This is a genomic window from Desulfitobacterium sp. (genome assembly GCF_982384815.1).
Genome location: NZ_CEVWNY010000142.1, coordinates 1 through 6,568 on the forward strand (window position 1 = coordinate 1; position 6,568 = coordinate 6,568).

3 protein-coding genes are annotated in these 6,568 nt (G+C 42.3%); all 3 read left to right on the forward strand.

The features are described from left to right. On the forward strand, positions 1-824 hold an 824-nt coding region (locus AC1U9U_RS14815), incomplete at its 5' end, for a BTAD domain-containing putative transcriptional regulator (protein ID WP_479961324.1). Positions 825-1,180: 356 nt separating this feature from the next. Next, positions 1,181-5,623 (forward strand): cell wall-binding repeat-containing protein, encoded by a 4,443-nt coding sequence (locus AC1U9U_RS14820; protein WP_479961325.1) that lies wholly within the window; start codon positions 1,181-1,183, stop codon positions 5,621-5,623. A gap of 258 nt (positions 5,624-5,881) precedes the next feature. Beyond that, on the forward strand, positions 5,882-6,568 hold a 687-nt coding region (gene hrcA, locus AC1U9U_RS14825), incomplete at its 3' end, for a heat-inducible transcriptional repressor HrcA (protein ID WP_479961326.1).

Consider the following 6,568-nt stretch of genomic DNA (forward strand, 5'->3'; position numbering starts at 1 on the left):
TTTTTGTTTTTGTTACTGCCTATGATCAATTTGCTTTACAGGCATTTAATGTTAATGCGCTTGATTACATTCTAAAGCCGGTGGTCGATGATAAATTAGATCGTTCTATTGAAAGAGCAGATAAACAAAAGGGATGGAAAAGAGATAAACGTGATAAAGAATCTATACCTGTAAATATTATGATGCTTGGCGGCTTTGTGGTAAAAAAGGGTGAACAAGAACCCATTCGTTGGATTACAACGAAGGTTGAAGAACTGTTCGCTTATTTATTACTTCACGATTTTGCCGTATCTAAATGGGTGCTAATGGATATGTTATGGCCGGACACCGAGATGCAAAAGGCCGAGCAAAATCTTTATACAACGATATTTCGATTGAAACAGACATTAAAAGATTATGGTTTAATGTTAAAGATTGAATCCGTAAAAAAGACCTATCGCCTTATCCTTCCTGTAGATCTATGCTGGGATGTAAAGGAATTGATGATTTCATTGTCCTCAGATGATAAAGAATCTTTGCAGAGTGCCATGAAGCTCTATCAGGGTGATTTGCTAGCGGGAAAAGACTATTTCTGGTGTTATCAAAAGAGACAGGAGATTTCTGCAGTCTATCTCAAATTGGCCTATAAACTCACCGAGCTTTACTTTCAAGAAAACCGTTATCGTGAAGCTTTAGATATAGCGGAAGACGTTTTAAGACATGTTCCTCTCCATGATGAATTTATTGAAAAACTTGAAGCCCTTCAGACTTTAAACTTAGATAAGCGCTTAAAGAGGCGTGTAGGTATGATATTAGAGAAAATGTCTGGGGAAGAATTGCTTTAGGGCTTTTTATAGCAAGCAATCAATATAGTTTATAAATCAGCTCATTTATAAAGATTATTTACTAATAAGAAGATAAGTCTGAAAGACAGAATAACAAAGCATGTAAAGCTTATAGAAAAAGCATTGCATGCTCTTTTTTAATTAATACGATTGTAAGATTTTTGTAAGGTGATTTTTTTTATTATATAAGTATTATCTTAAGAAGGAAGTGAAAAAATGACTCATTTCTCATTCGAAAAACAATAGATAGAGATAAAAGACAGGCGGAAAGATTATCCATTATTGCTATAGACAAAAAAATGAAAATGCTAAAAAATAGTATGTAAAAGTTAATCTTAAATGGGAGGTCTTATTACTTGGGTAGAAATCTAAATGTGAATTTCAGAAAACGCAATTTGAGAAGCAAATGCATGGTTTTAATAACATGGCTTTTGACACTTTGTTTACTTATGTATAGCCCCTTGGGAGCCCTTGTGGTTGCTTCAGAATCCAACGAAGGCATCACCCAGAATACTCTGGAAGAACCATTCTTCCAAAGTCAATCAACTACCCCCTCGGCTATTACAGTAACTACCCCCTCAGCAATCGCCGTTAAAAACTACGTAAAAGGTATAAGCGACAGAGTAGAAGTCCTAGGTTTAAGTCCTGGAGATATTGTAAAAGTATATGATCAGGAAACAGAAGGAAAGCTTCTTGGACAGGGCACAGTAGTTCCAGGAGAAACTTCAGTAACAATAGAGATTCCTCAGCTTGGTCCAGAGAAGGGAACAGTCTACATTTCAGTTACCTCCGGCGGAACGGAGAGTGACAGGGTGAAGGTGGATTATTCAAGTGAGCCGATACCCTGGCAGATATATGGTCACACGGGGAACTTGGGTGAAGATGTCAAGCTACCAAGAACGCCATTCAATAAAGGTAAGGCCTCATCACCCGCTTATCCTAAAGATGAGAACGGTATTAGTGACGATAATCCCCTGGGACTTGAATACAATCAACATATTATTATAAAGGGAAGTGGAACCAGGGTTACGTTTTATGGCTACGCTACAAATGCATATAAAGACTTTGTTTTGTTACCCAGTGTATCCACGTCAAAGAAAACAATTACATTTAATATGGATCTATCCAAGGTCAATTATCACAGTATGGAAGGCTCAGGCATTTTGCTTAATAGCAAAATAGACGAGGGAAAGTTATATGGGTATGCGATTCTCTTTACAGGTGCGGTAAAAAGGGACGATACCGAAGACAAAACCCAAAGAAGGATCAGATTATTCCAGATAAACGGTGTAGATGTAAATAGTTTCTATAATAAGTCAGGTACCAGTGGTGGAGGATTGACTTCCTTTAGTGAGATTAAAGAGATTGGAACTGCGGTGTCCCCTGCTGCTGGGGATCAGCACACACTGGAACTTGAAATAACTCCAAATAGTGTTAAATTAACGGATAAGGTAGAAGGTCAGCCCTCGGTCGAATTAGATCGACAGTTAAATACGGTAAGTAACGCTGGTAATGGATTTGGCTTTGTTGCTAGTCATATTGGACATCAATGCCACATGCTTTCTTACTTTACGATTGCCAATGTGTCCATATCTGATGCTGATAAGACTCCCTACACTTGGCCTTTACTCGATTTGACGGCCAAACTTTCCAGCGAGAATCCCTATAGCTCCGTTGATTTAAATTATACTGCGCCGGAGGAGGCTGAAGTCGTAATTCTACAATACTCAACTGACCCCACCTTCCCAGAAGGGAGCACAGAGAGTATACCCATCGATGATCCGAAATCTGCTCAGACAACAGTCAATGGCTTGAATGGCGATACAAAATACTATTTTAGACTTCTAATAGGCGGAGGGGGCAATGGCGGAATTTCCAATATTGCCGATGCAACAACCCAGAAAAACCCTAATACCATGAACTTGGACGGGACTGTGACTGATCGAGATGATGCTGGGAAAAAAATAGCAGATGCCACTGTCATCCTTAAGGACCTCAGTGGAAAGAAAATTACCGAAACAACGACCGATAAAGATGGGAAGTATCTATTTCCTCAAGTAGCTCTTGGAAAATATAAGATCGTCGTAGAAGATCCCCAATACAGCACCAAGACCACAGATGTTGATGTGATGCCCCACAGTACCAATGGTAAGGTCACCAAAGATGCTTCAGGTAACTTAACCTTAACGAAAGATATTGAATTGGTGGACTTTATTATCACCCTTGTTGCCGATCCCAGTAGTATTGTTGGCGATGGAAAAACAACCACCAAGCTCTATGCTCTGATTACCGATAAGAATGGCAATCCGACTCCGGGTGTGACAGTGGACTTCAGCGCATTTGATAACTTTGATAGGACAGATAGCATTGGAACTTTCCCTAATGGTGCTAAGGAAATCACGGATCCGGACGGAAGATGTTTTGTAGTTTATCAGTCCGAGAATTTGACCGGAATTGAAAGCAAAACGGTCGTTGTACGGGCGGAGGTCAACGATGAAAAGAAAGGACTTCATGCAATCAGCGAAATTCTTGTGACCTTCGAGCCCAGTAGCATCAAAGGCGTTGTTATAGATAATGCAACAAGTAAACCTGTAGCAGGGGCTATCGTGGAGATAGCAGAGGATTTTGATGGGGATGGCATCGTCGATTTCTACGCGAAAATGACTACCGACGATAAAGGAAATTACAAAATTGCCGTACCCAGGAAGGGTACCTATAATGTAAAAATTACGAAGCCCTTGGTTGTAGATGGTGTAGAGCTGGAAGAAAAAGTGACCTATACTCACACCTGTGAAGTAGGCGAGATTACTGGGGACAAGGAAAAAAGCTTCGATTCTTCCGAAACCATTACCGGGGTAGCTTTAATGAAGGCCCTTGAGGGCACCATTCAAAGATTAAGTGGGAGCAGCTATGAAGTAGAATTTGTTGACAGCAATCAACAGACAGTTTCCACTGGTGCACTAACGAACGAGGGAATTTTTAAGGCTGATAACCTATCACCTGGAACCTACACCATCAATTTAAAACATGATGTTGGCGCCACCGGTCAAAAGCTCACCATAGGAAAGGCAGTAGCCACTGTAAATGCTGATGGTGAGATTGTGATCAGCACAATCCTCATCGATCCCTATGGCACGGTCACAGATCGTGACACGGGACTACCTATCAGCGGAGTGAATATGAAACTCTACTGGGCGGATACTGACTTGAATAAAAAAGCAGGTCGTACTGCGGGGACATTGGTCAATTTGCCGGCTGACCCAGCTGCAACCAATAATAATGCCAATCCCCAGCCCACATCAAACACGGGTTACTATGCCTGGATGGTCATTCCTAATGGAGATTATTACATCATTGCAGAAAAATCCGGCTACTATACCTACGATAGTCGTCAGGATAAGCGCAGTGAAACCATTGGGGACAGCTGGATCAAAGATGGCACTATCCATGTCGGAACCGACATTGTCCTTTATGATCTTCAGATGGAGCCGCGAGACGAGGATAGAGGCGGCGGTGGTTCTGCTCTAGTAGGCCCGGTCACTCCCCCTGCAGAGAATACCTCTATCATTGTCAATCCCCAAAATCCGGTGCTGGTTGTTCCTGCTGATGAATTGACCAAAAAGGACATTTTAACTGGGGCACTCAACAGATACAACGAGCAGGAAAAAACTAATGCTCAAAGGGAAAATCGTACACCAAAGCTAATCGATGTAAGCAATTTGAATGCAAGTACCTACGAATTCAGTAGTAGCAACTCATCAATCGCTGACTTTGATACCTCCGGTATTCTCAATATCTACGGAAGAGGACCCTTCGTAATTCGGATCAGTAAAAAGGGTACAAATAATGTTTATGAATACCAGATGGTAGCCTCTCAGGGGTTGCAAAGAATTGCCGGGGCAACTCGGATCGACACTGCTTTAGCAATTGCGAAAGGAAGCTATTTTGGTAAAGTAAAAAGTGTGGTTGTGGCAAGAGCGGATGATTTCCCTGACGCCTTAACAGGAAGTGTGTTAGCCTATAAAAAAGAGGCCCCTGTCCTACTAGTTGGACGGAGTGAAGAAGATTGCCGAAAACTCGTAGAATATTTAAAAGGCTACCTTGAGCCCCAAGGGACTGTGTATATTCTAGGGGGAACCGGAGCGGTAAGCCAATATGTGGAAGACAGTGTAAAAAACAATGGGTTTAGCAATGTCATCCGTCTTGGTGGGGCGGATCGTTATGGAACGGCAGCCAAAATCGCTGTGGAACTGGATATCGCCCAGGGACGCCCGGTGGTCATTGCATCCGGACAAAGTTTTCCGGATGCACTATCCGTAAGCAGTATTGCGGCAGCAGAACAATTTCCCCTGCTGATCGTTAAGCCCAATTCCGTACCGGATGAAGTTAAGGATAAACTGATTCAACTAAAACCCAGTATCGTATATATCATTGGCTTACAGGGGGCGGTAAGTGACAAAGTCAAAGATGAGGTAGCACAGCTTACGGGACTAGGGCAAGATAAAGTTGTTCGGATTGGCGGCCAAGATCGCTACGCAAGTACACTGGCAGTTGCCCAATTCTTTAATCCAAGTGGACGGGGAATAAGTATAGCAACCGGTCGAGATTTTCCGGATGCTCTGGCCGGAAGTGTTTATTCCGCTAAATTAAAAGATCCCCTAATCTTGGTAGAGGAAATCCTGAGTGCAGATCTTAAAGACTATCTGAGAGTAAGAAAACCTTCCGATATTGTAATATTTGGCGGACAAGGGGCTGTCAGTCCGGCTATTGAAGAAGAACTCAAGAGTATGGTAAAATAATACTTCAGCAGAGAAACGTTTAGTATTGGTTGGCAGAAATTAAAAATTATGTCAGATGGGCATCATAAATAGGAATAACTATTTATGGTGCTCTATTTTCACACGTACGCAATTAGCAGATTGTTAAGAACGAAAAACCGGCTTGTCTGCCACTTGACAATCGGAAATAGGAGCGTTACTATAATATCATAAATCGTTAGCACTCATTAAGGTCGAGTGCTAACAACGAAAGACGAACGTGGAAAGGCGGTTAGAGGTATGCAAATGGATGAGCGAAAAAAGAAGATCCTGAAAGCAATTGTCCAGGATTATGTCGATACAGCTGAGCCGGTGGGCTCTAGGACAATCGCCCGGAAGTTTGACTTGGGAATCTCGCCGGCCACGATTCGTAACGAAATGTCCGACATGGAAGAATTGGGGCTAATCGAGCAGCCTCATACTTCCTCAGGGCGCATCCCTTCTGATGCGGGCTATCGGTATTATGTAGATTGTCTTATGGAACAGAGCAAGATAACTGAAGACGAAAGAGATGTTATCGAAAGAGAGACTACCAAGCGAGTTGCGGAGATTCAAACAGTCATTTCTCATTCCAGCAAGCTGCTTTCGGAACTTACCCATTTAACCAGTATTGTGGTGGGACCTGCTCAAGGGGAGAGTCCTTTTAACCAGATGCATTTTCTTCCCTACCAACAGGGAAAGGCCATCATGGTTGTGGTAAAAGAAAATGGAGCTGTGGAGAATCAGATTGTAGATATTGGAGAAAATGTTACTGCCGAGGAGCTGCAAAGGCTTGCTAACGTATTTAATGAAAAAATGCGGGGCCGCTCCATGGCGGAAGTTAAGCGGGATATTCTCCACGAAATTTACAGCGAACTTACACGCCAACGTTTCCTGATTGATAATGCTCTTGAACTCCTATCCGCCCTCTTGAGCAACCCGGAGGAT